The sequence below is a fragment of the Streptomyces sp. NPDC021562 genome, from assembly GCF_040640875.1.
Classification (GTDB): Bacteria; Actinomycetota; Actinomycetes; order Streptomycetales; family Streptomycetaceae; genus Streptomyces.
Genome location: NZ_JBFACN010000003.1, coordinates 212,069 through 233,930 on the forward strand (window position 1 = coordinate 212,069; position 21,862 = coordinate 233,930).

Sequence of the window (21,862 nt, forward strand, 5' to 3'; positions counted from 1 at the left end):
CTGCACCGGGCGGGTGGGGCAGGCTCAGATCGTCACGCCGTCTATCTGGAGGGTCTGTACCGCCTTCGCCGGCACCGACACCGCCACCGTCTTTCCGGAGACATAGGTGTCCGAGTACGACTTGTAGGCGTCGCCGCCCGTCGTCACCGTGTTCCAGCGGGGGACCAGGCCGCCGGTGCCGCCGGTCACCGAGCTGAAGCCGGAGAGGTTGAAGGTGAAGGTCTGGGCGGAGGTGGCGGTGTTGAGGGCGACTATCACCAGGCGTTTGGCCGAGGAGTCGTAGGCGGCCACGGCGTTGCTGACACCTGTGTCGAGGATCTTCATGCCGGGGCGGATGTGACGGCTGAACTGGGCCATCACGTAGTACTTGGTGGTGACCGCGCCCGCCGCCAGGGTGTTCGCGTCGTACGAGATCATCGCCCAGTTCGTGGACGGGTCCATGACCTGCCAGTAGACCCACGCGGTGGGGTGCAGCCAGCGGAAGTCGTAGAGGAGGTTGAAGGCCATGGTGTAGCCGGTGCCGTCGTTGTCGCCGGTCTCCGAGTTCCACAGGGCCTTGCCGGCCGTCGTGACGACGTCCGTGTAGAGGAGGTCGCGGCGGCCTCCGGAGCCCTGGTAGCCGTGGACGTTGACGCGGTCCACGTAGCCCTTGGTGGTGGAGGAGAAGGCGCCCCAGGTGGTGCGGGCCAGGTCGTAGCTCGTCTCGTCCGACGCCGAGATCTTGGTGCCGGTCAGGCCTCTGCTGTTCAACTCGCTGCGCAGGTAGGGGAGTACGGCCGCCTGGACGGTCGCGTCCATGTGGCAGCCCTCCTGGGTGCCGGTCGCCGTCCACCAGGAGGAGGACGGCTCGTTGAACGCCTCCACCGTCGCGAAGTTCACGCCCCAGTGGTTCTTGGCGTACAGGGCGACCGAGGCGAGGTGGGAGGCGTGCTGGCGGTAGTTCCAGGACTGGAGGTTGTTGCCGCCGTCCGAGGCGCCGGACGGGTTGTGGTTCAGGCACATCCACCACATGGGGGAGTTGGCGAAGAGCTCGGCCGTGGCGCCCCGGTTGACGGCCTTGACGAGCATCGCGCGCTGGGTCGCGTCCGCCGTCCAGTTCCAGGCCGAGGAGGTGGGGTCCTCGTTGTTCCAGTCCTGCCAGTAGCCCTCGATCTGCTTGAACGCGGGGATGTTGGTGGAGGCGACCATGCTCTCGCCGTTCACGGAGTTCCAGCTGCACGCGCCCAGGTTGTAGCGGGCGATGTTCAGGCCCAGGCCCGGGAGTGAAGTGCTGTTGTACGTCGTCGACTTGGTGGTGAAGAAGATGTCGGCGAAGTCGTCGCGGGTGCCGAAGACGTTGCCCCACCAGGCGAGGGACGTGCCCCAGCCCTCCCAGGTGCCCCAGGACGTCGACGGGCTGACGGTGATCGTCGCGTCGGCGCGGGCCGTGCCGGTGGCCAGGGCGCTGCCCAGGAGGCCGCCTCCGGCGGCGGCCAGGAGTGTTCTGCGTCGGATCATGGCTGCTTCTCAACCTCTCCGTGCGGCTCAAACACCGGTTCCCGAACCGGCGTCGACTCGTCCCCCCGCATGCCAACACGAAGCATCAGGTGTGGCGTGTGGGGTTGTCGAGGGTTGTGGCAGTGCTTTCTAAAAGCGGTGGAGGAAGGGGTTGGGGGGGTGGGGTCGGGGCGGGAAGTGCCGTGTCTCTGGTGACTTGGTCGCTGTCGGCCTATCGTGCGGGCCCGACCGGCGGGCTTGCGGGGTGGCGGGAGGTGCACGGTGCGGCGACGGCGGGTGGGGCGAGGGCGACGGCGGGTGGCGCGGCGGGTGTTGTGGACCGGGGGTGAACTGCTCGTCACCGTGGGCGTGGTGCTGATGCTCCTGGTCGTGCACCAGCTGTGGTGGACCAACCGGGAGGCCAAGCAGGGGGCCGAGCGGAAGGTGCAGGCGCTGGAGCGCGAGTGGGGGCGGGGCGGCGGGCCGAGCGTGCGTGGTGGCGCGGCCGAGGGGCGTTCGGGGGGTGCGGGGGGCGCAGCGGGTACGGGGGGTTCCGCGCCGGCCGCCGGTTCCGGCACCGGACGGCGGGGGACGTCGTACACCACCCGGGTCGTCGCCTCCCAGGCGTACGCCGTCCTCGTCATCCCGCGGCTCGGCCTGCGCGTGCCGATCGCCGAGGGCGTCAGCAAGCCGAAGGTGCTCAACCACGGGTACGTCGGCCACTACCCGGGCACCCAACAGCCCGGCCAGGCCGGGAACTTCGCGCTCGCCGGGCACCGGAACACGCACGGCGAACCGTTCCGCTACCTTCCCCGGCTGCGGCGCGCGGACACGATCGAGGTCGAGACGGGCGCCGGGACCTACACCTACGTGGTCGACCAGATCCTGCCGCAGACGTCGTCCCTGGACTCCGGGGTCGTCCGGCCCGTACCGCGCTCGATCGTGAAACCGTCGTACGGGTACCGGGAGCCGGGGTACTACATCACGCTCACCACCTGCACGCCCGAGTTCACCTCGCGGTACCGGATGGTGGTGTGGGGGAAACTGGTCTCGTATAAAGTTCGGTGAGGAGAGGGGAGTTGACATGCGCGTATACGGCCGCCGGGCCCTGGGCTCGCGTTCCGTCGCCCTGCTCCTGCTCGTCCTGTTCGATCTGCTGCTGCTCGACTCCGGCAGCCTCTTCACCACCGTCGCGCTCGCCGCGACCGCCGCCGCCGGTTCGGCCCTCGCCGTCAGCTGCCTGCTCGCCGCGCGCTCCGCGCCCGTCGTGCCGCCCACCCGGGTCCGTACGGCGATCCGCGACCGGGCCCGGCGCACCGCCTTCCTCGCGCAACGCGACCCGGACGCGAAGGGCCGCACCCGGCCGCGAGCACCCGGGGTCCACCTCCAGGCGACCGCCGCGTAAGGCACCCGGAATCCGTTCCCGGTGACCCCGCGCGGGTCGTCATGCCGTCCCACCTCATCACCACGGCACGACGAGACCCCCTGGAGGGCTCCCACCCATGTCCGTTTTCGCCGGTCTGGTCGAGCATCTCGCCGACCTGCTCCAGCCGCTCTTCCACGCCTCCGCGGCCGCCGCCGCGATCGTCCTGTTCACCGCACTCGTACGACTGCTCGTGCATCCCCTGTCCCGGGCCGCCGCCCGCGGCCAGCGTGCCCGGGCCGCGCTCCAGCCCAGGGTCGCCGAACTGCGCCGGAAGCACGGCAAGGACCAGCAGGCCCTGCAGAAGGCCGTGCTGGAGCTGCACGCCGAGGAGAAGGTGTCCCCGTTGTCCGGCTGCCTGCCGGGGTTGTTGCAGCTGCCCGCGTTCTTCCTCCTCTACCACCTCTTCTCCAACCCGACGATCGGCGGCCAGGACAACGGCCTGCTCGCCCACGACCTGCTGGGGGCTCCGCTCGGCGGTCGGTGGCTCGACCTGCTGGGGGGTAGCGGCGGCGGGGTGTTCGGGGGTGCGGGGCTGGTGTACGCGGGGCTGTTCGTCCTCGTCGCCGTCGTCGCCGGCTTCAACTTCACGCGGGCCAAGCGGACGGCGGTGCCGGGGGCCGGCGTCGGGGAGGGGGAGCAGCCGGTGCCGGGGGTGGAGGCGGTCAGCAAGGTCGTGCCCTACCTGTCGTTCTTCACGCTCTTCACCGTGGCGGTGGTGCCGCTCGCCGCCGCGTTGTACGTGGTGACCAGTACCGCCTGGAGTGCGGTGGAGCGCGCGGTGCTGTACCGGTGAGGGGGTGTGCGGGTCCGGAGGGTTACGGTCCAGTACGTGAACAGACTCTTGCCCGCTGTACGCGGATCTTGGAGGATCGACCAGTCCTCCGATGGCTGCACCCATCGGCCGGGCGCTCGCTACCAAGGGAGACGGTGACGACCATGAAGCTGCTGCGAGTCGGTACGGCGGGGGCGGAGCGGCCCGCTCTGCTCGACGCCGAGGGGGTCCTGCGGGACCTGTCCGGTGTCGTGGACGACATCGACGGCGCGCTGCTCGCCGACGACGCCGCCCTCGGCCGGGTCCGGGCTGCCGCCGACGCCGGGGAGCTGCCCGCGCTCGACGCGACCGGGCTGCGGATCGGGCCGCCGCTGGGGCGGATCGGCAAGGTCGTGTGCATCGGGCTCAACTACCACGACCACGCCCGCGAGACCGGGGCCGAGCCCCCGGCCGAGCCGGTCGTCTTCCTCAAGGCCGCGGACACGGTCGTCGGGCCGTACGACACCGTGCTGGTGCCGCGCGGGTCGGTGAAGACCGACTGGGAGGTGGAGCTCGCCGTCGTCATCGGGCGCACCGCCCGCTATGTCGCCGACGACGAGGATCCGCTGGCGTACGTCGCCGGGTACGCCGTCGCGCACGACGTCTCCGAGCGGGAGTTCCAGATCGAGCGGGGCGGGACCTGGGACAAGGGGAAGAACTGCGAGACGTTCAACCCGCTGGGGCCCTGGCTGGTGACCGCCGACGAGGTGGGGGATCCGCAGGGGCTGTCGCTGAAGCTGTGGGTGAACGGGGAGCTGAAGCAGGACGGGACGACCGCCGAGCAGATCTTCTCGGTCGCCGAAGTCGTGCGGTACGTCAGCCGGTTCATGGTGTTGTACCCCGGGGACGTCATCAACACGGGGACGCCGGCGGGGGTGGCCATGGGGGCGCCGGAGCCCAAGCCGTTCCTTCGGGGTGGGGATGTGGTGGAGCTGGAGATCGAGGGGCTTGGGCGGCAGCGGCAGGAGTTCAAGGACGCCTGAGGGGCGGGGGAGTTCTCTGCGTGGGCGGGTGCGGGTTTGTTGTGGTTGCTCGCGCAGTTCCCCGCGCCCCTTTGGGGGCGCGCTCCAGCTGACGTGCGTTTACAGCTTCAGGTAGGTCTCCAAAGCCTCCACCACGAAGCGGTGGTCCTGGAGTTGGGGGAGGCCCGAGACCGTGACGGAGCCGATCACGCCCACGTTCTCCACCGTGATCGGGAAGGAGCCGCCGTGGGCCGCGTACGCGTCGGGGTCCAGGCGGGAGGACTCCTCGAACGTCGTGCCCTTGGCCCGGTAGCGGGCTCCCACCAGGTAGGACGGTGCGCCGTAGCGCTCCACCACCCGGCGCTTGCGGATGATCCAGGCGTCGTTGTCGGGGGTGGAGCCGGGCAGGGCGGCGTGGAAGAGCTGCTGGCCCGCGCGGTGGATGTCCACGGCCACCGGGGCCTGGCGTTCCCGTGCCATCTCCACCAGCAGGGAGCCCAGGGCCCACGCGTCGTCGTTCGTGAACTGGGGGAAGACCAGACGGCGTTGCTGGGCCTCCAGTTCCTCGACCGACGGGGTGAGCTCGGGGGTGGACCGGGGGGTGATCTGCGGGTGGTGCATCAGAGGGTCACCGTCACTTTCTCGGCCGCCGAACGGCGGGCTGCTTCCAGTACGTCCAGGGCGGCGGCCGCCTCCAGCGCGGTCACCGGGTTGGGACCCTCGCCCCGCAGGGCCCGGGCCACGGCCGCGTAGTACGCGGGGTAGTCGCCGGGGAGGGTGGGGACGGCGCGGCCGCCGCCGGTGACCGGGGACTCGCCGGCGCCGATCCGGCCGTGCAGCGACTCCGGTTCGACGCCCCAGCCGTCCGAGGCGCCCGGGCGGTCGCCCTCGCGCAGGGCCGCCTCCTGCGGGTCCAGGCCGTACTTCACGTATCCGGCCTTCGAGCCCAGCACCCGGAAGCGCGGGCCGAGCTGGGCCGTCGTCGCCGAGACGTAGAGGTGGGAGCGGACGCCGTTCGCGTGGGTGAGCGCGAGGAAGGTGTCGTCGTCGGTCTCCGCGCCGTCGCGACGGACGACCGCCTCGGCGTACACCTCGGTGACCGGGCCGAAGAGGGTCAGCGCCTGGTCGACGACGTGGCTGCCGAGGTCGTAGAGGAGACCTCCGATCTCTGCGGGGTCGCCGGACTCGCGCCAGCCGCCCTTGGTCTGCGGACGCCAGCGTTCGAAGCGGGACTCGAAGCGCCACACGTCGCCCAGGTCGCCGTCCGCCAGGAGTTTGCGCAGGGTCAGGAAGTCGTTGTCCCAGCGGCGGTTCTGGAAGACCGAGAGCAGCAGGCCGCGCTCCTCGGCGAGGGCGGCCAGGCCGCGGGCCTCGGCGGCGGTGCCCGCGACCGGCTTGTCCACCACGACCGGGAGGCCGGCCTTGAGGGCGGTCGTCGCGAGCGGGACGTGGGTCTTGTTCGGGGAGGCGATGACGACCAGGTCGAGATCGTCGGCCCGGTCGAACAGGTCGTCCGGGGCGGCGACCGTCCGGACGCCGGTGAACTCGGCCTTCGCCTGCGCCTGCCGCTCGGGGTTCGAGGTGACCACCGTGTCCAGGGCGAGGCCCTCGGTGGCGGCGATCAGAGGTGCGTGGAAGACGGATCCGGCGAGGCCGTAGCCGATGAGGCCGACGCGCAGGGGAGAGGCAGATGTCATGCGTCCTACTTTCGCAACGCTGTTGCCTAAGTGCAAGTGGCGGGGAGAATGGGACGTGTGAACATGACGACGAGCGGCACGGGGAGCACCGGTGGGCGAGGCGGCGTCCGGGGCGCCACGAGGGGCGGGCCGGGGCCGGCCGGGGCGAATCTGCTCGCCTTGCGCAGCCACAACACCGCGCTGGTGCTGGATCTGCTGCGGACCGCCGGGAGCGGGGGCATCAGCCGGCTCGAACTGGCCGGGCGGACCGGGCTCACCCCCCAGGCCGTCAGCAAGATCACCGCTCGGCTGCGGGAGGAGGGCCTCGCGGCGGAGGCCGGGCGGCGCGCGTCCACCGGGGGCAAGCCCGCCACCGTGCTGCGGCTGGTGCCGGAGGCGGGGCACGCCGTGGGGGTGCATCTCGACCGGGACGAGCTGCGGGCGGTGCTGGTCGACCTCGACGGGAAGGTGGTGGCGGAGCGCCGCGCCGCACTGGACCTCGGGGCGGGGGCGGTGGCCGTGCTGGGGGCGCTCACGGCGGCGGCCGGGGAGCTGATCGGGTACGGGGGCGCCTCGTTGCTCGGGGTCGGGGTGGCGGCGCCCGGGCCGCTCGACCACGTCCACGGGGTGCTGCACCGGGTCACCGGGTTCCCCGAGTGGGACGGGTTCCCGCTGCGGGACGCGCTCGCGGAGCGGCTCGGGGTGCCGGTGGTCGTCGACAAGGACACCAACGCGGCCGCCCTCGGGCTCGCGGTCGGCGGGGAGGGCGGTTCCTTCGCGTACGTGCACCTCGGCACGGGCCTCGGAGCCGGGCTGGTGATCGGCGGCAGCGTGCACCGGGGGCCGCGGACCGGGGCGGGGGAGCTCGGGCACCAGGTCATCCAGCTGGACGGGCCGCCGTGCCACTGCGGCAACCGCGGCTGCGTCGAGGCGCTGTGCCTGGCCGCGGTGGGCCGGGCGGACCCTGAGGAGGCGGCGCGGGTCCTGGGCGCCGGGGCCGCGAACCTCGCCGGGCTGCTCGACATCGACCTCGTGCTGCTCGGCGGCCGCACGATCGCCGCCGCGCCGGAGACCTTCGTCCGAGGGGTCGCCGCCGTCCTCGACGAACGCGCCCGGCGCGAGGGCCCGCTCGGCACGACCGTCCCCGTCCGCCTCGCCCCCGGCGGGGACCGCGCGGTCGCGGAGGGCGCGGCGCAGCTGCTCCTGGCGCCGCTCTTCGGCCGGGCGGACGGGTAGGGGGGAGGGGAGGGGGGCTGAACGGGCGGAGTTGTCCCCCGTGCTCGGAGTGGTGACCGACGGCCCCCGCCGCCGTCCGGCAGAGTCACCTGTTCATGCGCATGCGACTGAGCACCCCTCTGTCCCTCTGCCTAGCCGCCGCAGCCGTCGTCCTCGTGCCCGTGCCGCCGGCGACCGCGGCCCCCGTCGTCGCCGAGGCGTCCTGCGTGGGCGCCGACGCACGGGACTTCCCCCTTACCACCCGTATCCACGGCGGCCCCACGTCCTACGAGCCGGGCGGCGGTTACGGCACCTGGTACCTGGACCTCACCAACACCACGAACCGCACCTGCACCGACGTCCACCCGGTCGTCGTCCTCGTCGACGACCACCGGGTCCTCAAGCCCTCCCAGACCGAGCTGGAGTTCTACGACGGTATGCACCCCCGCCCGGTCCCGCTGACCGGGACCGACGAGTCCGAACTCATCGGGGTGTTCGACGGGAACGACTTCCCGGGGTTCACCGTGGCGCCCGCGGCGACCGTCTCGGTCAAGGTCAGAGTCGCCTTCGCCGCCGACGCCGTACCGAACGCGGTCACCGCGGACGCCGCCCTCGTGCAGCGGCGGGGCTCGGACGGCGCCTGGGTCGGGGAGTCCAACGACTACCGCTTCGGCATCGGCCAGGAGCCGCCCCCACCGCCGCCCACGGTCACGGCCGCCCCCGCCACCCCGGCCTCCGCCGTCCCCTCGGACAGCACGGAGGCGGTGTCCGGCGAGGCCACCCCGGACGCCTCCCCCGGGGCCACCCCCGGAGCCGTCCCCTCCGCGGGCGCCGCCCTGCCCTTCGCCGCCGAGGCCGCGGACGCCGGGGAACGCGCCCGGGAGCTGGCCCGCACCGGCCTCGGCCTGGCCCACGGCCTCCTCACGGCCACCGCCGCGCTGCTCGCCGTCGGCACGAGCGCCTTCGTCCTGGCCCGCCGCCGACGCTGACCCCGGTGGGCCGGAGACCGGATACAGGACGCCCCGGTTTCCGGCTCCGGACGCCCGGCCGTCTGCCCTCGGGGAGTGACGCCCGGTTTCCGCTTCCGGGCGCCGGGCTGTCCGCCGCCGGGCCACGGGGCAGCCCGGTCGCAGGCCAGGTGCCGGCTCTTCGCCCTGGGGCGGTGCCGCCGGGTGGCGGGGCGCCGGTCGCCGGGCCAGGTGCCCGGCTCTTCGCCCTGGGGTGGTGCCGCCGGGTGGTGGGGCTCCGGTCGCCGGGCCGGGTGCCCGGCTCTTCGCCCTGGGGTGGTGCCGCCGGGTGGTGGCGCTCCGGTCGCCGGGCCGGGTGCCCGGCTCTTCGCCTCGGGGGCGGTGCCGCCGGGTGGCGGGGCGCCGGTCGCCGGGCCGGGTGCCCGGCTCTTCGCCTCGGGGGTGGTGCCGCCGGGTGGCGGGGTTTCGGATTCCGGTCCCCGGGCCAGGTCCACGGGTACGGGAGCGCCAGTCGTGTCCCGGCGGCCAGCCGTCTCCCCTCGGTCGCCGGCCCCCCGGGGCGGAGCCGTCCAACCCCCGGTACCGGGGTCCCGTTGCCCCAGGCCGCGGGGCTGCGGTGGTCCGGGCCTGCGGAGCCTCGGGCGTCGTGCGCCGTGGACGGTCAGTTCGCGGCCGGTGGCCGACCAGCAAGTGAGCAGGGCGTTCCCGGGTGATCCGGCGTTGTCTAGGCTGGGGGCGTCGGTACGCCGTGGTTCCGGCGCGCCCGGCTGAGGCATGACCGCACACCGCATACGCACGCCAGGAGACCCACCCACATGGCAGACCGCAAGCCCATCGAGTCGTGGCTCACCGACATGGACGGCGTTCTCATCCACGAGGGGGTTCCGATCCCCGGCGCGGACGCCTTCCTGAAGAAGCTCCGGGAGTCCGGCCGGCCCTTCCTGGTGCTCACCAACAACTCCATCTACACCGCCCGTGACCTGCACGCGCGACTGCGGCGGATGGGCCTGGACGTGCCGGTGGAGAACATCTGGACCTCCGCCCTCGCCACCGCCCAGTTCCTGGACGACCAGCGCCCCGGCGGCAGCGCCTACGTCATCGGCGAGGCCGGTCTGACCACCGCGCTGCACGACATCGGGTACATCCTCACCGACCACGAGCCCGACTTCGTGATCCTCGGCGAGACCCGCACCTACTCCTTCGAGGCGCTCACCAAGGCGGTGCGCCTGATCAACGACGGCGCCCGGTTCATCGCCACCAACCCCGACAACGTGGGCCCGTCCACCGAGGGCGACCTGCCCGCCACCGGTTCCGTCGCCGCGCTGATCACGGCCGCGACCGGCAAGAAGCCGTACTTCGTCGGCAAGCCCAACCCGCTGATGATGCGGGCCGGGCTGAACGCGATCGGCGCGCACTCGGAGACCTCCGCGATGATCGGCGACCGGATGGACACCGACGTCCTCGCGGGCCTGGAGGCCGGCATGCGCACCTTCCTGGTGCTCTCCGGCGTCACCCAGCCCGCCGACGTCGACCGGTACCCGTTCCGTCCCTCCGAGGTCGTCGACTCGATCGCGAACCTCGTCGACCTGGTCTGAGCGGCCAAACCCGACCTCACCCGGACGGAGCAATCTGGCGCCTTCCGAGGATGCGTGGGTGCCTGGTGCGGGGGAGCCTCCAGATATCTGGAGGTTCACGATGGGCTCTCTTCGCCTCACTCTCTGTACCGGGCTCCTGGCCTCGGCCGTCGGACTCCTCCCGGCGGCCGCGTCCGCGGCGGACGGCCGGGGGATCACCGTGACCCCGGCCTCGCCGGCCCCCGGCGCCGTGGTGACCCTGCGGGTCGGCGGCTGCTCCGGCACGACCGGCGCCGCCGCCTCGACGGCCTTCGTCTCTGACGCCCGGCTCAGCGGCTCCGACGGCACGCTGACCGGCGAGACCCAGGTCCGCTCCGCGGCGGCCCCCGGCTCCTACGACGTGCGGGTCAGCTGCGCCGGTGCGTCCGTCACCGGCAGCGTCACCGTCGCGGCGCGCCCGCCGTCCGGTCAGGACGCGCCCGACGCCGTGCTCTCCTCACCCATCGCGCCCGTGCACGCGGGCGGCGGGGGCACCGCTCCGCTCGCCTCGGTGGACTCCCGTTCGGCCGGTCCGGACACCGCGCAGGCGGTCACCGGCCTCCTCCTCGCCGGGTTCGCCGCGGCCGCCGTCGGGCTGCTGAGCGCCCGCCGGAGCCGCGGCTCGCGCTGAGGACGGGCCCGATGTCCGACGACACCGAACGTTCCACCGGGACCGGACGGCTGCTGACCGGCGTGACCTGGGCCGTCCTGCTGCTCGGGCTGTGGCTGTGGGGCCGCGGGGTCACCGAGGTGCCCGACGGCCTGACCGGACCCACCACGGGTGACATGGCCGCCGTAGGCCGCCCCGCGGAGGCCGGGCTGCCGCCCGCCGCCGCGCCCTTGGGCCCGGCCGTGCCCGAGCGCATCGACATCCCCGACCTGGGCGTGCAGGCCCCCGTGGTGGCCCGCGGCCTCGACCGCGACGGAGGGGTCGACCCGCCGCCCTTCGACCAGCCCGGCGTGGTCGGCTGGTACCGCTCGGGGACCGGCCCCGGAGCGGCGGGCACCGCGGTCCTGGTCGGGCACGTCGACACCCGGACCCGGCCCGCGGTCTTCTACAAGATCAGTGCCCTGCGGCCGGGGGAGACGATCCGGGTGGTACGTTCCGACGACACGGTGGCCGAGTTCACCGTCGAGGACACCCGGGTCCTGCCCCGCGACCACTTCGACGCACAGCAGGCCTACGGCCCCCGCGAGCCGGGCCGCGCCGAACTCCGCCTGATCACCTGCGGCGGCGCCTTCGACCGGACCACCGGAAGCTACACGGCGAACGTGGTCGTCTCGGCGTACCTCACCGGCACCACCCCGTAGGGCGCCTGCCGCGCTCGGGCCGTTGCCCGGGCTCGGCGGGCTGTAACAGCTCGCCGACAACGCGTGCGCGAACTCGTGGCGAGTGCGGTGGGTATGTCACGATTGGGACCGGCCAAGTGCACCCATCCAGGGGGGAATTGGATGTACGACAGCAGGCGGGCCCGGTCGTCCGCCCGGGCGGTGGCACTGGCGGCGGCGCTGCTGCTCGCCGGATGCTCCGCGGGCGGCGGGAGCGACGGCAAGGGGGACGCGGACCCGGGCGCGGCCCTCACCCAGCAGCCCCGTCAGGCGGACCCGTTCTGGGTGAACCCCGACTCCAACGCGGCCCGCCAGGTGCGCAGTTACGCGAAGGCGGGCAAGGACTCCGACGCCGGGCTGATCCGCAGGATCGCGGCCCAGCCGACCGGCGAGTGGATCGGTCCGGAGAACCCCGAGCAGGAGGCGCGCGGCTTCACCGAGGCCGCCCAGCGGTCCGGCCGCACCGCCCTGCTGGTCCTCTACGACATCCCGCACCGTGACTGCGGCCAGTACAGCCAGGGCGGCGCGGCCGACGGCGACGCGTACCGGGCGTGGCTGGCCGGGGTCGCCCGGGGCATCCAGGACCGCCCCGCCACGGTGATCCTGGAACCGGACGCCGTCCTGCACCTGGTCGACGGCTGCACCCCGGCCAGGTTCGCCGAGGAGCGCTACGACCTGCTGCGTGGCGCGATCACCACGCTGAAGGCGCTGAAGAACACGAAGGTCTACCTGGACGCGGGGAACGCCGGCTGGGGCCACCCCGACCAGATCCACCAGCCCCTCCAGCAGGCGGGCGTCGCGCAGGCGGACGGTTTCGCGGTCAACGTCTCCAACTTCTACTCCACCCGGGACTCCATCGCCTACGGCAGGCAGCTCTCGGCGAAGGTGGGCGGCAAGCACTTCGTGATCGACACCAGCCGGAACGGCAACGGCCCCTACACGGGCGGCGATCCCGCCGAACGGTGGTGCAACCCGCCGGGCCGGGCGCTCGGCGAGACCCCGACGACGAGGACGGGTGACCCCCTGGTGGACGCCTATCTGTGGGTCAAGCGCCCGGGGGAGTCGGACGGCACCTGCAAGGGCGGCCCGCCGGCGGGCGACTGGTGGCCGTCCTACGCCCTGGAACTGGCCCGGTCGACGGATTCCTGAGCCACTGTGAAAAACCTGTCGCCTCGCGCGAACATTTCCGGCACAGCACGCATCCATCCTCGTGTAGGGCACCAGCAGACGGCGCGGGGCGTACGCCCGGTCCGCGCCACGGAACACGAGGAGCACCGTCACCGTGAACGATGACCGGAACACCACCGACCGGACCACCCTCGCCCGTCCCGCGTCCCGGCGCCGCACCGGCCGCGGGCTCGGCCGGGCGCTGCTCGCCGTGACCGCCCTCGCCGGTCTCGGGCTCGCCTGGGCGGGCACCGCCGAGGCCGCGGACACCGGCGCCGCCAAGGCCACGCCGACCTGTTCGGCCGCCGCGCTCAAGGCCACCTTCGGCCAGGGGCTGGCCGGCGGGATGAACCACCAGGGCGTCGTCATCAGGCTGCGCAACCTCAGCGGCAAGACCTGCGCGCTTCGCGGCTACCCGGGCCTCGGCCTGGAGAACTCCCGGCACAAGGCGCTGACCACCCACACCCACTGGGGCGACACCTGGTACGCCAAGGACCCGGGCAGGAAGACCCTGGTCCTGAAGGACGGTCAGAGTGCCGAGGCGGTCGTCGCCTGGACCCATGCCAACACCGGCACCTCGGGCGCGGTGCACGCCTCCTACCTGGAGATCACCCCGCCCGCGTCCACCCGGCACAAGACGCTGGCGTTCCCCGAGTGGGTCGACCACGGCGACCTCTCGGTCACCGCGCTGGCCCGGCACATCGACGTCACGCCCTGACCGCCGCGGTCACCGTGCCGCCCCCGTCCGGCCGACCGGCGGGACGGCACGGTGACCGGCCCTACGGCACCTTCACCCACCGCGCCGTGCTGGGTGTGCCCTGGTCGTCGTCGGCGAACAGCATGTACCACCCGGACGGCACCAGGTTCCGGTTCTCCGGCACGGTCACCGTGATCCGGTTCCCGGACACCCGGAAGTCCAGCGCGACCGACCGCTGGTCCACGTCGGTCACATGGGTGGTGGCGCTGGGCCGGATCAGCCGCACCTTCCTGATGGCCGAGGCCTGCCGCGAGGTGAACGTCCCGCTGCCGCCGCGGGCGATGGTCCCCGGGCCCCCGCCCAGCGACGGCCGCGCGTCCCGGTAGAGGTAGGGCGGGGTGTAGATCTCGATCCGCTGCTCGAAGACCCCCGGTCTCGTGTCGGCCTTGTCGGCGAACAGCGGGTTGGACCCGAAGAACAGCACCCGGCCGTCGGGCAGCAGGACCGACCCGGAGTGGTAGTCCCGGCCGACCAGCGGGTCGGCGACCCTCCTGAAGGAGTTGGACGCGGGGTCGTAGAGCCGTGCCTGTCTGATGTCGGAGGCGCCGCGGCCGCGGTAGTCCTCGGAGCCGCCGGACACCAGCACGCTGTCGTCCGGCAGCACCGAGATCTGCGGGTAGCGGGTCCCCTTGGCCAGCCTGGGCCCGTCCGTGAACCTCGGGTCGGGGTCCTTGAGGTCGATCAGCCGGGTCCGGTTCGTGGAGCGGGCCGACTCGCCGACCCCGCCGCCGCCGACCACCAGGTACCTCTCGTCCTGGGCCGGCGGCAGCAGCACGGTCCCGGACGTCTCCAGCAGGTCCGGGTCGCTCAGCCCGGACAGCCTGGTGAACCGGTTGGTGTCCACGTCCCAGATCCCGGGGTCGCGGCCCACGTCGTCCGGCCCGTACCCGGCGTTGGAACCCGAGTAGAAGATCTTGCCGTTCTGCAGCAGGAACAGCGCGGGGTAGGTCGGGAACTGGCGCTGGTACCTCGTGTACGTCCAGGTGCGCGTCCTCGGGTCGAAGACCTCGTTCTTGCCCGGCACCAGCTGCCCGATGTCGTCGAGCCCCGAGACGCCGAGCACCTTGCCGTCCGACAGGGTGGTGAGCGTCGGGTACCAGCGGGCCTCGTTCATCGGGTCGACCTTGATGTACCTCTCGGCGACCGGATCGAATTCGTAGGCGTTCTTGATGCCCTCGAAGTCCCGCTTGTCGAGGCCGAGTTTGTTGGCGATGCCGTAGGTGTTGCGGGCGTCGGCGCCGGTCAGGCCCTGGATGCGGTAGTTGTCCTGGGTGCCGGTCTCGTACTGCGTGCCCTGCCGCGGCGCCTCCACGATCACTCGCGCGTACCCCGGGTTGTTCCGCAGGTACGCGCCGGTCCTTTGGTCGAAGACCTTGGTCGCGCGCGGGACGAGCACCGAATCGTCGGAGAGGAAGGTCCTGCCGTTTCGTCTGCCGGTGAACCGGGTGCCCTTGGGCAGGGTCATCGGTTTGTCGGGGTTCTCGTTGTAGAGGATCATGACGCCGCCGGCCTTCTTGACGTCGCCCTTGAGCTTCTCGTACCGCTTGGTGCCGCCCGCGATCAGGATGTTGCCGTCGGCGAGCTGGGTGTGGCCGGTGCAGAACAGGTCGGCCGGGGTGGGCACCTTCGTGACGGTGCCCTTGACCGGGTCCCAGATCCGGCTGTCGTACCGCTTGGCGTCGAAGTTGTCCTGGTTGTTGCCCGAGCCCGCGACCAGCAGCACCTTCCCGGTGTGCAGGAGCACCGCGTGGATGGTGTCCTGGCGGTACCCCTCGGGGAACTCGACGATGTCCCAGTGGCCGTTCGCGGCCTTGTACTCCGGTCTGTTGATCTCGTACTCGTGGTACTTCTCGGTCCCGAAGCGGTACATCCACGGCCCGTTCGTCCCGGCCAGCACGAGCACCACCGCGGTGCCGATCGCGAGACGACGGGCCCGGCGGCGGCCGGCGCTCTCGGTCATTCCTCACGCCCCCCGAAGCCGCCGCCGAGCGCGATCCGCACGGTCTGTTCCGGGTCCCCGCCGCCCGTGGGCGTCCAGCGGGGCCGCTGCTGGGGGACATGGGCGTGTCCGCGCGGCACCGCGTCCTCGGGCTCGGTGCGGCGCCGGCGCTCCTGGAGCAGGGCGCAGCGCCAGGCGAGGATCGGCGCGGCCGTGATCAGGAGGGCCAGCGCCGCCCAGGTGATCATCGCGGGCTGGGCGTGGCCGCCGGCGAACCCCGCGGCCAGCGAACCGCCGAAGACCAGGATGAAGAACCAGTGGATCCGGAACGTCCCGAACAACGTGTCGGGGCTGGCGGACTCGCCCTTGGGCGTGACCACGAACCGGCTCCTGCGGCGCAGCACCGCGTCCATCAGCGAGCGGGCGTAGACCGGCGCGGACAGCGCCGACATCACCATGCCGGCCACGCCGCCGGAGCCCTCCGGCTCGTGCGGGGAGACGTTGTGCCGGCGGTTCCAGACGTAGAGGCCGATCTGGAGCGCGGAGGCGTTGCCGTAGAGCATCAGCCACACCGTCGGGTCGATGTTGACGCCGGAGGCGCCCAGACCCAGGAACAGCGCGCAGCTCAGGGCCGCGAGGATCCAGTTGAGGGCCGACATCGGATAGAAGATGATCATCATGGTGTAGTTGAAGAGCCTGCCGGGCGGCAGCGAGAACAGGCCCTTCCAGTACTGCTTGAGGATCGTCTCGTACGTCCCCCGGGACCAGCGCAGCTGCTGGGTGAAGAAGTCGGTCCAGGAGTTCGGGCCCTCGCCGACCGCGAGCACGTCCGGGGTGTACACCGAGCGCCACTTCCGTCCGGTCGCCGGGTTCCTGGCGCGGTGCATCTCGAAGCCGGTGGCCATGTCCTCGGTGATCGAGTCGTACAGGCCGCCGATCCCCCGGAGCGCCGTGATCCGTACGGCGTTGGAGGTGCCGACGAACATCGGGGCGCCGTAGCGGTTGCCGGCGCGCTGGATCAGGGCGTGGAAGAGGAACTGCTGGGACTCGGCGGCCTTGGTGACGAACGTGTCGTAGTTGCCGTACACCTGCGGGCCGATCACGAAGCCGACGTCCGGGTCGCGGAAGTAGCCCAGCATCCGCTCCAGGTAGTTGGGGAGCGGGACGTGGTCGGTGTCGACGGAGGCGAAGAAGTCGTACGCGTCGCCGTGCGCCTCCAGCCAGGCGTTGTAGTTGCCGTGCTTGGTCTTCGCGCGGTGCGGGCCGGTGGGCCGGTTCCACCGCTCGACGCCCTTGCGGGTGAAGTGGTGCACGCCCAGGCGCGCGCAGACCCGCTTCACCTCCGGGTCGTCCCCCTCGTCGAGCAGCCAGACGTGCAGCAGCCCCCGGTGCCGCAGCCGGACCGCCGCCTCAAGGGTCCGGGTGACCATGGCGAGGGGTTCCTTGCCGGGCACGAACGTGGTGATGAAGGCGACCCGGGTGCCGGTCTGCGGGACCACCGGGACGGGGTCGCGGGCGACCAGGGTGGCGTGCGCGTTGGACAGCACGTTCATGCAGCGGAAGAACTCGATCAGGCCGATCGACACCAGCATCACCACGTCCAGCGCCGGCAGGAAGCCGTAGGCCGGGTGGTCCCGCCGGGTCCAGTGCTCCGGCTGCAGCAGCCAGGTCAGCAGCACCAGCGACAGCAGCGGGGCCGCGCCCAGCATCAGGGCGGCGCGGACGCGGTGCGGTTCCTGGGAGAGCAGCGAGCGGTACTGCACCGTGTAGGGCCGGGTCGGATCGGGCCGGGTGAGGGGGCCCGCGAGCCGGCTGTAGTGCTCGTAGTCGTATCTCGGCAGTGTCTTCTTGATCCGGCGCAGGGCGCCGGTGCGGTGCCCAGGCGTCGTCGACGTCATGAGTCATCCCCCCACACGCAGGTCAGCGCGTGTTCCTCGGTCCCACCGCCCGGCCGGGTCCCCCTCGACCCGCGCGGGCGCGTCCATGGCGGGACACAGTCCTGCACCGCGATGGACACGGACTGTGACCGTCCGGTTGCATGATGCCCCCCTCGGCACCGATTCATGACCGGGGTCCCTCGCCCCGCGGCTCCGGCAACCGGCTGCATACCCCCCAAGTGCCGCAATTCATCGGCACTTTGGGCATCCAGGGTTCTACGGTGCTCAGCATGATCGCAAGGGCGAAACGCGCTGTTTACCGGTCATACGCGTTCATCATGGAACGTGTGGGGATGTTGTGGACCGGCCGTGTCGGTGGTTGACATCCGGGGTGAACGCCGAAAGGCCCCCCGCTGTGCGGAGGGCCTTTCGGCTGTCTGTGCGCCGCCAGGGACTCGAACCCCGGACCCGCTGATTAAGAGTCAGCTGCTCTAACCAACTGAGCTAGCGGCGCCTGCTGACATCGAGAACTCTACCCGACCGGCGGGTGTGCTTCCGACCACCGGCCACCGGGGCGCCCCCCGTCCGCCCCCTGCCGTACATCATTCGGACCGTCAGCATGCGCGCCCGGATGACAGTTGGGAAACTGATCAATGTGCATGTTCTCGGACATATCCACCCGAAGTGTGAGGGGAATCGCATGCCGGCCCCGGTATTCGAGGAATTCGACCCCGCGAACGACTGCGAATGCCCCGGCTGCGTCCACTGGCGGCGGGTGGGCCCCGCCCCGCTGCCCGGCCGCTTCGGCGGCCACCCGGCGGCCCGGAGCGTGCTGGTCGTGGCCGCCGCCGCGTCCGCCGCCCTCACCGCCGGCGCCCCGACGGCCGCCGCCCACGGCGTCCCGCCCGCCCCGCACCGGTCCGCCGTCCCCGTGGACCCCGACCCCGCCACCCCGCAGGGCGCCAAGTCCCCCCTGCACGGCGCGGCCGGGGCACCGGTCCAGGGCCCGGTCACCACCCCGACCACCACCCGAACGGAGATCATCAACCGCGCCAAGAGCTGGGTCACCGCCAAGGTGCCGTACAGCAGCAGCCTCTACTGGACGGACGGATACCGGCAGGACTGCTCCGGCTACGTCTCCATGGCCTGGGGACTGACCGGCAACGAGTGGACCGGCAGCCTCGGCCAGTTCGGCACGAAGATCACCAAGGCGGAGCTGCAACCCGGCGACATGCTGCTCTTCCACAACACGGCCGACCCCACGCAGGGCTCCCACGTGGTGCTGTTCGGCGGCTGGACGGACCACTCCCGCACCTCCTACACGGCCTACGAGCAGGCGCCCCCGCACGCCCGCCGCCAGACCACCCCGTACGCCTACTGGAGCAACTCCGCCAAGTACGTCCCCTACCGCTACAAGGGCCTGGTCGCGGACCCGGGTGCGGCGGGCGCGCAGGCCGGGAAGGCGGCCGGGCCGTTCCCGGGGGCCGCCTACTTCGGTCCCGGCGCCGACAACGAGTACGTCACCCTGCTCGGCCGGATGCTGGTCGCCCGGGGCGCCGGCGGCCTCTACGGCACGGGCCCCGGACCGGTCTGGGGCCCCGCGGACCAGCGCGCCACCCGGGCCTTCCAGCAGGCCCAGGGCTGGACCGGCGCCGACGCCGACGGCCTGCCGGGGCCGCGCACCTGGGAACTGCTCACCACCGGCCGGGGCAAGGACATCGGCCCGGCCGCCCCCGCCTCGCACGGGGTGCCCGGCTACCCCGGCAGGAACTACTTCCGTCCGGGCGCCGAGAACGACCACGTCACCCGGCTCGGCAGCCGGCTGGTCGAGAAGGGGTACGGCCGCTTCTACCCCGGCGGCCCCGGGCCGCGCTGGGGCGACGCGGACCGCAGGGCCGTCGAGGCGTTCCAGCGGGCCCAGGGCTGGCGCGGCGGCGCGGCCGACGGCTACCCGGGCCCGGAGACCTGGCGCCGGCTGTTCCTGTGACGACCCCCACGAGCACGCACCGACCCATCACCTGACGCATCTGGCGCGGAGGCTGGAGGCAGGCATGAGTACCACCACCGAGCACACCCCCGAATCGGGCGACCCCCTCGACAGCGGGCCGCCCACCCGCCCGGTCCCCCGGCTGATCCAGAACGAGGCCACCACCGAGATCCCCGTCCACCTGCTGTTCCGCGACGATCCCGCCCCCGTCTCGGTGCCGCTGCGGCCCGCGGTCGTCGCCCGCCGGCAGGGCACCGGCGAACAGCCCCGGCTGCGCCGCCCGGGCCTCGCCGCACCCCGGCCGGCCGCGGCCGTCGACCCCGGCCTGGTGGAGAGCCCCGCCCGGGTGCTGCCCGGCGCGGTGGGGGTGCTCGCCGGGCTCGGCGGGGTGGCCGGCGGTCTCGCCACCTCCTGGTGGGCCGGGGTGCTGCCGTCGCTGGCGGTGCACGCCCTGCGGCTGCCGGCGTCCGCGGGCGCGGGGCTCGGTCCGGCGCAGTGGGCCGCGTACGCCGGGGCGGGCGCGCTCGGGGTGTGCGGTTTCGCGGGGCTCGCGCGCGGGGTGACCGGTCAGGCCCGGGTGCTCGGTCTGTTCGGCCGCTACCGGGGGACGGTACGGCGCACCGGTCTGCTCTGGATCAACCCGCTGCACCTGCGGCGCCGCGTCGACGTCCGGCTGCGGCACTGGCGCAGCGAGGAGATGCCGGCGGCGGACGGGAACGGGGTGGCGCTGCGGGTCGCCGTGCTCGTGGTGTGGCGGGTGCGGGACACCGCGCGGGCCGTGCTCGGCGTCGAGGACCACGAGGCGTATCTGCGCGAGTGCGTGGAGGCGGCACTGGCCCGGGTGCCGGTGGAGATGCCGGGCGGGGTGCGCGGTCCGGTGGAGGCCGCCACGGACGCGCTCACCCGGCGGGTGGCGGCAGACGCGGCCGGGATCGGCCTGGAGGTGTTCTCCGTGCAGCCGGTCCGGGTGGCGTACGCCCCGGAGGTGGCCGAGGCCATGCACCGGCGCCGGATCGCCGCGCTCGACGCCCAGCAGCGGGCCACCGTGCTCACCTCCGTCGTGGACTCCGTGGAGGACACGGTGACCCGGCTGACCATGCGCGGCCTGGTGGAACTCGACGACTACGAGCGCAAGGTGCTGGTGCGGGACCTGACGGTGGCGTTCTGCTCGGGGCGCACCGGCTCCGCGCCGTGACGGGTTCGGACCTGTCCTTGATATGGACACGGTCAACAGTCGGCAATAATCTGGGGACTTGGTCTAGACCTGCACGGCTCACCGGACTTCCCCCACGTTCACCAGGAGCGGCAGCATGCGTAAACGGACCAAGGTGTCGGCCGTCGTGCTCGGTGTGGCGACCGCCGGAGCCTTCGCGCTCTCCACCGGCGGTGCCAGCGGGCACGGCTACACCGACCTCCCCATCAGCAGGCAGAAGCTCTGCGCCAACGGCACCGTGACCGGCTGCGGTGACATCCAGTACGAGCCGCAGAGCGTCGAGGGCCCCAAGGGCTTCCCGGCGGCCGGTCCCGCCGACGGCCAGCTCTGCAACGCCGGGATCAGCCGGTTCGCCCAGCTCAGCGCACCCAGGACGCCGTCGGGCGGGGCCTGGCCCACCACCAGGGTGACGGGCGGCCAGTCGTACACGTTCCGCTGGCAGTTCACGGCGATGCACGCCACGACCGACTTCCGGTACTACGTCACCCGGCAGGGCTGGAACCAGAACCACGCCCTCGCCCGTTCGGATCTCGACCCCACCCCGTTCCTCACCGTCCCCTACAACGGCCAGCGGCCGCCGGCCACCCTCAGCCACAGCGGCACCCTGCCGACGGGACTGAGCGGGCACCACGTGATCCTGGCGGTCTGGACGATCGCCGACACGGGCAACGCGTTCTACGCCTGCTCGGACGTCACGTTCTGACCGGAGTCGTTCGACGAGTGCGTAACACCGGGTGGATCTGAGCTTCGCTTGAGGACCCGCCGCAGGCCAGGGGGGTACGTTCCCGCCGTGCCGGTCAGTCGGACCGGTGTTCGGACCGGGGGACTCTCATGGGCTTCATGGAAGCGTTCTTCTACGTCATTCCCGCTGTCTTCGTCGTGGTCGGGGTCCTCGGGGTGGTCAGGACGCTGCGGCGGTCGAGCGAGATCAGCCGGGCGTGGCGTCACGGGCGTACGGCCGAGGCGCGCTGTCTGCGGGCGTACACGACGACCAGCGGCGGCGCCGGGGACACGGCCGTGACAACCACGCTGCACCACGTGTACGAGTTCACCACGCCCGAGGGGCGGGTCGTCCGCATCGACGAGTCGAACGGGCCGCGGACCGTGGTCGAGGGTGACTTCGTGACGGTGCACTACCTGCCGGAGCGGCCGGAGGGGGCCACCGCGCAGCCGCCGGCGCAGGGGAGGCTGGCGGTGGGGACGGGGTGTTCGCTGGCCTTCTTCGTGGTGTTCATCGGGTTCGCGCTGGCCTTCATGGGGGCGGCGCATTTCATCTTCTCGGCGTGGGGTGACGTGATGCCGTGAGGGGCGGGGGCGGGGGGCGGGTGCGGTTCCGGTGGGGGCTGGTCGCGCAGTTCCTCCCCCAGCCTTCGGCCGGGGGGACCCCCAGCGCCCCTGACGGGGCGCTCGACTGACGGGACGCTCCACATCTGACGGGGTGTCAGT

General features: G+C 72.6%; 20 protein-coding genes and 1 tRNA gene. 15 read left to right on the forward strand and 6 right to left on the reverse strand.

The window, feature by feature from the left end; genetic code table 11:
- Nucleotides 1–24 precede the first annotated feature (24 nt).
- Nucleotides 25–1,497, reverse strand: coding sequence for a beta-1,6-galactanase (locus tag AB0G52_RS05665; protein ID WP_361334039.1), 1,473 nt, complete (start codon nt 1,495–1,497; stop codon nt 25–27).
- Between the two features lie 309 nt (nt 1,498–1,806).
- Here AB0G52_RS05665 and AB0G52_RS05670 point away from each other — a divergent pair, with 309 nt between their 5' ends.
- The 4 genes from AB0G52_RS05670 (at nt 1,807) to AB0G52_RS05685 (ending at nt 4,696) form a co-directional block, all read left to right on the forward strand.
- Nucleotides 1,807–2,544 (forward strand): class E sortase, encoded by a 738-nt coding sequence (locus tag AB0G52_RS05670; protein ID WP_361334042.1) that lies wholly within the window; start codon nt 1,807–1,809, stop codon nt 2,542–2,544.
- Nucleotides 2,545–2,560: 16 nt separating this feature from the next.
- Nucleotides 2,561–2,881: a DUF6412 domain-containing protein gene (locus tag AB0G52_RS05675; protein WP_132890605.1), complete on the forward strand. Its 321-nt coding sequence runs from the start codon at nt 2,561–2,563 to the stop codon at nt 2,879–2,881.
- Between the two features lie 97 nt (nt 2,882–2,978).
- Entirely contained in the window at nt 2,979–3,695 is a 717-nt protein-coding gene (yidC, locus tag AB0G52_RS05680) for a membrane protein insertase YidC (RefSeq protein ID WP_132890606.1), read from the forward strand.
- A gap of 143 nt (nt 3,696–3,838) precedes the next feature.
- Complete coding sequence (locus tag AB0G52_RS05685) at nt 3,839–4,696, forward strand: fumarylacetoacetate hydrolase family protein (protein WP_132890607.1); 858 nt, start codon at nt 3,839–3,841, stop codon at nt 4,694–4,696.
- Nucleotides 4,697–4,795: 99 nt separating this feature from the next.
- On the opposite strand, the gene AB0G52_RS05690 is transcribed toward AB0G52_RS05685, so the two are convergent.
- Both AB0G52_RS05690 and AB0G52_RS05695 read right to left on the reverse strand, forming a co-directional pair.
- Nucleotides 4,796–5,296 carry a heme-degrading domain-containing protein gene (locus AB0G52_RS05690; RefSeq protein ID WP_132890608.1) on the reverse strand — a complete coding sequence of 167 codons (501 nt, stop codon included), beginning with the start codon at nt 5,294–5,296 and terminating at the stop codon, nt 4,796–4,798.
- Nucleotides 5,296–6,372: a Gfo/Idh/MocA family oxidoreductase gene (locus tag AB0G52_RS05695; protein ID WP_132890609.1), complete on the reverse strand. Its 1,077-nt coding sequence runs from the start codon at nt 6,370–6,372 to the stop codon at nt 5,296–5,298. Before AB0G52_RS05695 ends, AB0G52_RS05690 begins: the two co-directional genes overlap by 1 nt.
- Nucleotides 6,373–6,435: 63 nt before the next feature.
- On the opposite strand from AB0G52_RS05695, the gene AB0G52_RS05700 reads away from it, so the two are divergent.
- The 7 genes from AB0G52_RS05700 (at nt 6,436) to AB0G52_RS05730 (ending at nt 13,361) form a co-directional block, all read left to right on the forward strand.
- Nucleotides 6,436–7,587, forward strand: a complete 1,152-nt coding sequence (locus AB0G52_RS05700; RefSeq protein ID WP_132890694.1) for an ROK family transcriptional regulator — start codon at nt 6,436–6,438, stop codon at nt 7,585–7,587.
- A 95-nt stretch (nt 7,588–7,682) separates the two neighbouring features.
- Nucleotides 7,683–8,555: a hypothetical protein gene (locus AB0G52_RS05705; RefSeq protein ID WP_132890610.1), complete on the forward strand. Its 873-nt coding sequence runs from the start codon at nt 7,683–7,685 to the stop codon at nt 8,553–8,555.
- A 794-nt stretch (nt 8,556–9,349) separates the two neighbouring features.
- Nucleotides 9,350–10,129, forward strand: a complete 780-nt coding sequence (locus AB0G52_RS05710; RefSeq protein ID WP_132890611.1) for an HAD-IIA family hydrolase — start codon at nt 9,350–9,352, stop codon at nt 10,127–10,129.
- A 100-nt stretch (nt 10,130–10,229) separates the two neighbouring features.
- Entirely contained in the window at nt 10,230–10,778 is a 549-nt protein-coding gene (locus tag AB0G52_RS05715) for a hypothetical protein (RefSeq protein WP_361334048.1), read from the forward strand.
- An 11-nt stretch (nt 10,779–10,789) separates the two neighbouring features.
- Nucleotides 10,790–11,458: a class F sortase gene (locus AB0G52_RS05720; RefSeq protein ID WP_132890612.1), complete on the forward strand. Its 669-nt coding sequence runs from the start codon at nt 10,790–10,792 to the stop codon at nt 11,456–11,458.
- 141 nt (nt 11,459–11,599) lie between these two features.
- On the forward strand, nt 11,600–12,625 hold the full coding sequence (locus tag AB0G52_RS05725) for a glycoside hydrolase family 6 protein (RefSeq protein WP_361334051.1): 1,026 nt from the start codon (nt 11,600–11,602) through the stop codon (nt 12,623–12,625).
- Between the two features lie 133 nt (nt 12,626–12,758).
- On the forward strand, nt 12,759–13,361 hold the full coding sequence (locus tag AB0G52_RS05730; RefSeq protein ID WP_132890614.1) for a DUF4232 domain-containing protein: 603 nt from the start codon (nt 12,759–12,761) through the stop codon (nt 13,359–13,361).
- A gap of 61 nt (nt 13,362–13,422) precedes the next feature.
- On the opposite strand, the gene AB0G52_RS05735 is transcribed toward AB0G52_RS05730, so the two are convergent.
- The 3 genes from AB0G52_RS05735 to AB0G52_RS05745 form a co-directional block, all read right to left on the reverse strand.
- Nucleotides 13,423–15,360 carry a kelch motif-containing protein gene (locus AB0G52_RS05735; protein ID WP_361334055.1) on the reverse strand — a complete coding sequence of 646 codons (1,938 nt, stop codon included), beginning with the start codon at nt 15,358–15,360 and terminating at the stop codon, nt 13,423–13,425.
- The gene (locus tag AB0G52_RS05740; protein ID WP_132890616.1) at nt 15,357–17,237 is read right to left on the reverse strand and encodes a glycosyltransferase family 2 protein; all 1,881 of its coding nucleotides are present in this window, start codon (nt 17,235–17,237) and stop codon (nt 15,357–15,359) included. Before AB0G52_RS05740 ends, AB0G52_RS05735 begins: the two co-directional genes overlap by 4 nt.
- Before the next feature lie 419 nt (nt 17,238–17,656).
- Nucleotides 17,657–17,730, reverse strand: a tRNA-Lys gene (locus AB0G52_RS05745).
- A 186-nt stretch (nt 17,731–17,916) separates the two neighbouring features.
- On the opposite strand from AB0G52_RS05745, the gene AB0G52_RS05750 reads away from it, so the two are divergent.
- The 4 genes from AB0G52_RS05750 (at nt 17,917) to AB0G52_RS05765 (ending at nt 21,721) form a co-directional block, all read left to right on the forward strand.
- Nucleotides 17,917–19,203 (forward strand): peptidoglycan-binding protein, encoded by a 1,287-nt coding sequence (locus tag AB0G52_RS05750; RefSeq protein ID WP_361334059.1) that lies wholly within the window; start codon nt 17,917–17,919, stop codon nt 19,201–19,203.
- A 64-nt stretch (nt 19,204–19,267) separates the two neighbouring features.
- Nucleotides 19,268–20,398: an SPFH domain-containing protein gene (locus AB0G52_RS05755; RefSeq protein ID WP_132890618.1), complete on the forward strand. Its 1,131-nt coding sequence runs from the start codon at nt 19,268–19,270 to the stop codon at nt 20,396–20,398.
- 115 nt (nt 20,399–20,513) lie between these two features.
- Nucleotides 20,514–21,119, forward strand: coding sequence for a lytic polysaccharide monooxygenase (locus AB0G52_RS05760; protein ID WP_132890619.1), 606 nt, complete (start codon nt 20,514–20,516; stop codon nt 21,117–21,119).
- 137 nt (nt 21,120–21,256) lie between these two features.
- Nucleotides 21,257–21,721, forward strand: a complete 465-nt coding sequence (locus tag AB0G52_RS05765; RefSeq protein WP_361334456.1) for a DUF3592 domain-containing protein — start codon at nt 21,257–21,259, stop codon at nt 21,719–21,721.
- The last annotated feature ends 141 nt before the right edge of the window (nt 21,722–21,862 follow it).

Excerpts from the sequence above, each read along its gene's own strand:
- AB0G52_RS05700 (WP_132890694.1), top strand. The coding sequence starts at position 6,436 with ATGACGACGAGCGGCACGGGGAGCACCGGTGGGCGAGGCGGCGTCCGG.
- AB0G52_RS05690 (WP_132890608.1), bottom strand. The coding sequence starts at position 5,296 with ATGCACCACCCGCAGATCACCCCCCGGTCCACCCCCGAGCTCACCCCG.
- AB0G52_RS05720 (WP_132890612.1), top strand. The coding sequence starts at position 10,790 with ATGTCCGACGACACCGAACGTTCCACCGGGACCGGACGGCTGCTGACC.
- AB0G52_RS05685 (WP_132890607.1), top strand. The coding sequence starts at position 3,839 with ATGAAGCTGCTGCGAGTCGGTACGGCGGGGGCGGAGCGGCCCGCTCTG.
- AB0G52_RS05705 (WP_132890610.1), top strand. The coding sequence starts at position 7,683 with ATGCGCATGCGACTGAGCACCCCTCTGTCCCTCTGCCTAGCCGCCGCA.
- yidC (WP_132890606.1), top strand. The coding sequence starts at position 2,979 with ATGTCCGTTTTCGCCGGTCTGGTCGAGCATCTCGCCGACCTGCTCCAG.
- AB0G52_RS05755 (WP_132890618.1), top strand. The coding sequence starts at position 19,268 with ATGAGTACCACCACCGAGCACACCCCCGAATCGGGCGACCCCCTCGAC.
- AB0G52_RS05765 (WP_361334456.1), top strand. The coding sequence starts at position 21,257 with ATGGAAGCGTTCTTCTACGTCATTCCCGCTGTCTTCGTCGTGGTCGGG.
- AB0G52_RS05760 (WP_132890619.1), top strand. The coding sequence starts at position 20,514 with ATGCGTAAACGGACCAAGGTGTCGGCCGTCGTGCTCGGTGTGGCGACC.
- AB0G52_RS05710 (WP_132890611.1), top strand. The coding sequence starts at position 9,350 with ATGGCAGACCGCAAGCCCATCGAGTCGTGGCTCACCGACATGGACGGC.
- AB0G52_RS05735 (WP_361334055.1), bottom strand. The coding sequence starts at position 15,360 with ATGACCGAGAGCGCCGGCCGCCGCCGGGCCCGTCGTCTCGCGATCGGC.
- AB0G52_RS05715 (WP_361334048.1), top strand. The coding sequence starts at position 10,230 with ATGGGCTCTCTTCGCCTCACTCTCTGTACCGGGCTCCTGGCCTCGGCC.
- AB0G52_RS05675 (WP_132890605.1), top strand. The coding sequence starts at position 2,561 with ATGCGCGTATACGGCCGCCGGGCCCTGGGCTCGCGTTCCGTCGCCCTG.
- AB0G52_RS05695 (WP_132890609.1), bottom strand. The coding sequence starts at position 6,372 with ATGACATCTGCCTCTCCCCTGCGCGTCGGCCTCATCGGCTACGGCCTC.
- AB0G52_RS05665 (WP_361334039.1), bottom strand. The coding sequence starts at position 1,497 with ATGATCCGACGCAGAACACTCCTGGCCGCCGCCGGAGGCGGCCTCCTG.
- AB0G52_RS05725 (WP_361334051.1), top strand. The coding sequence starts at position 11,600 with ATGTACGACAGCAGGCGGGCCCGGTCGTCCGCCCGGGCGGTGGCACTG.
- AB0G52_RS05750 (WP_361334059.1), top strand. The coding sequence starts at position 17,917 with ATGCCGGCCCCGGTATTCGAGGAATTCGACCCCGCGAACGACTGCGAA.
- AB0G52_RS05740 (WP_132890616.1), bottom strand. The coding sequence starts at position 17,237 with ATGACGTCGACGACGCCTGGGCACCGCACCGGCGCCCTGCGCCGGATC.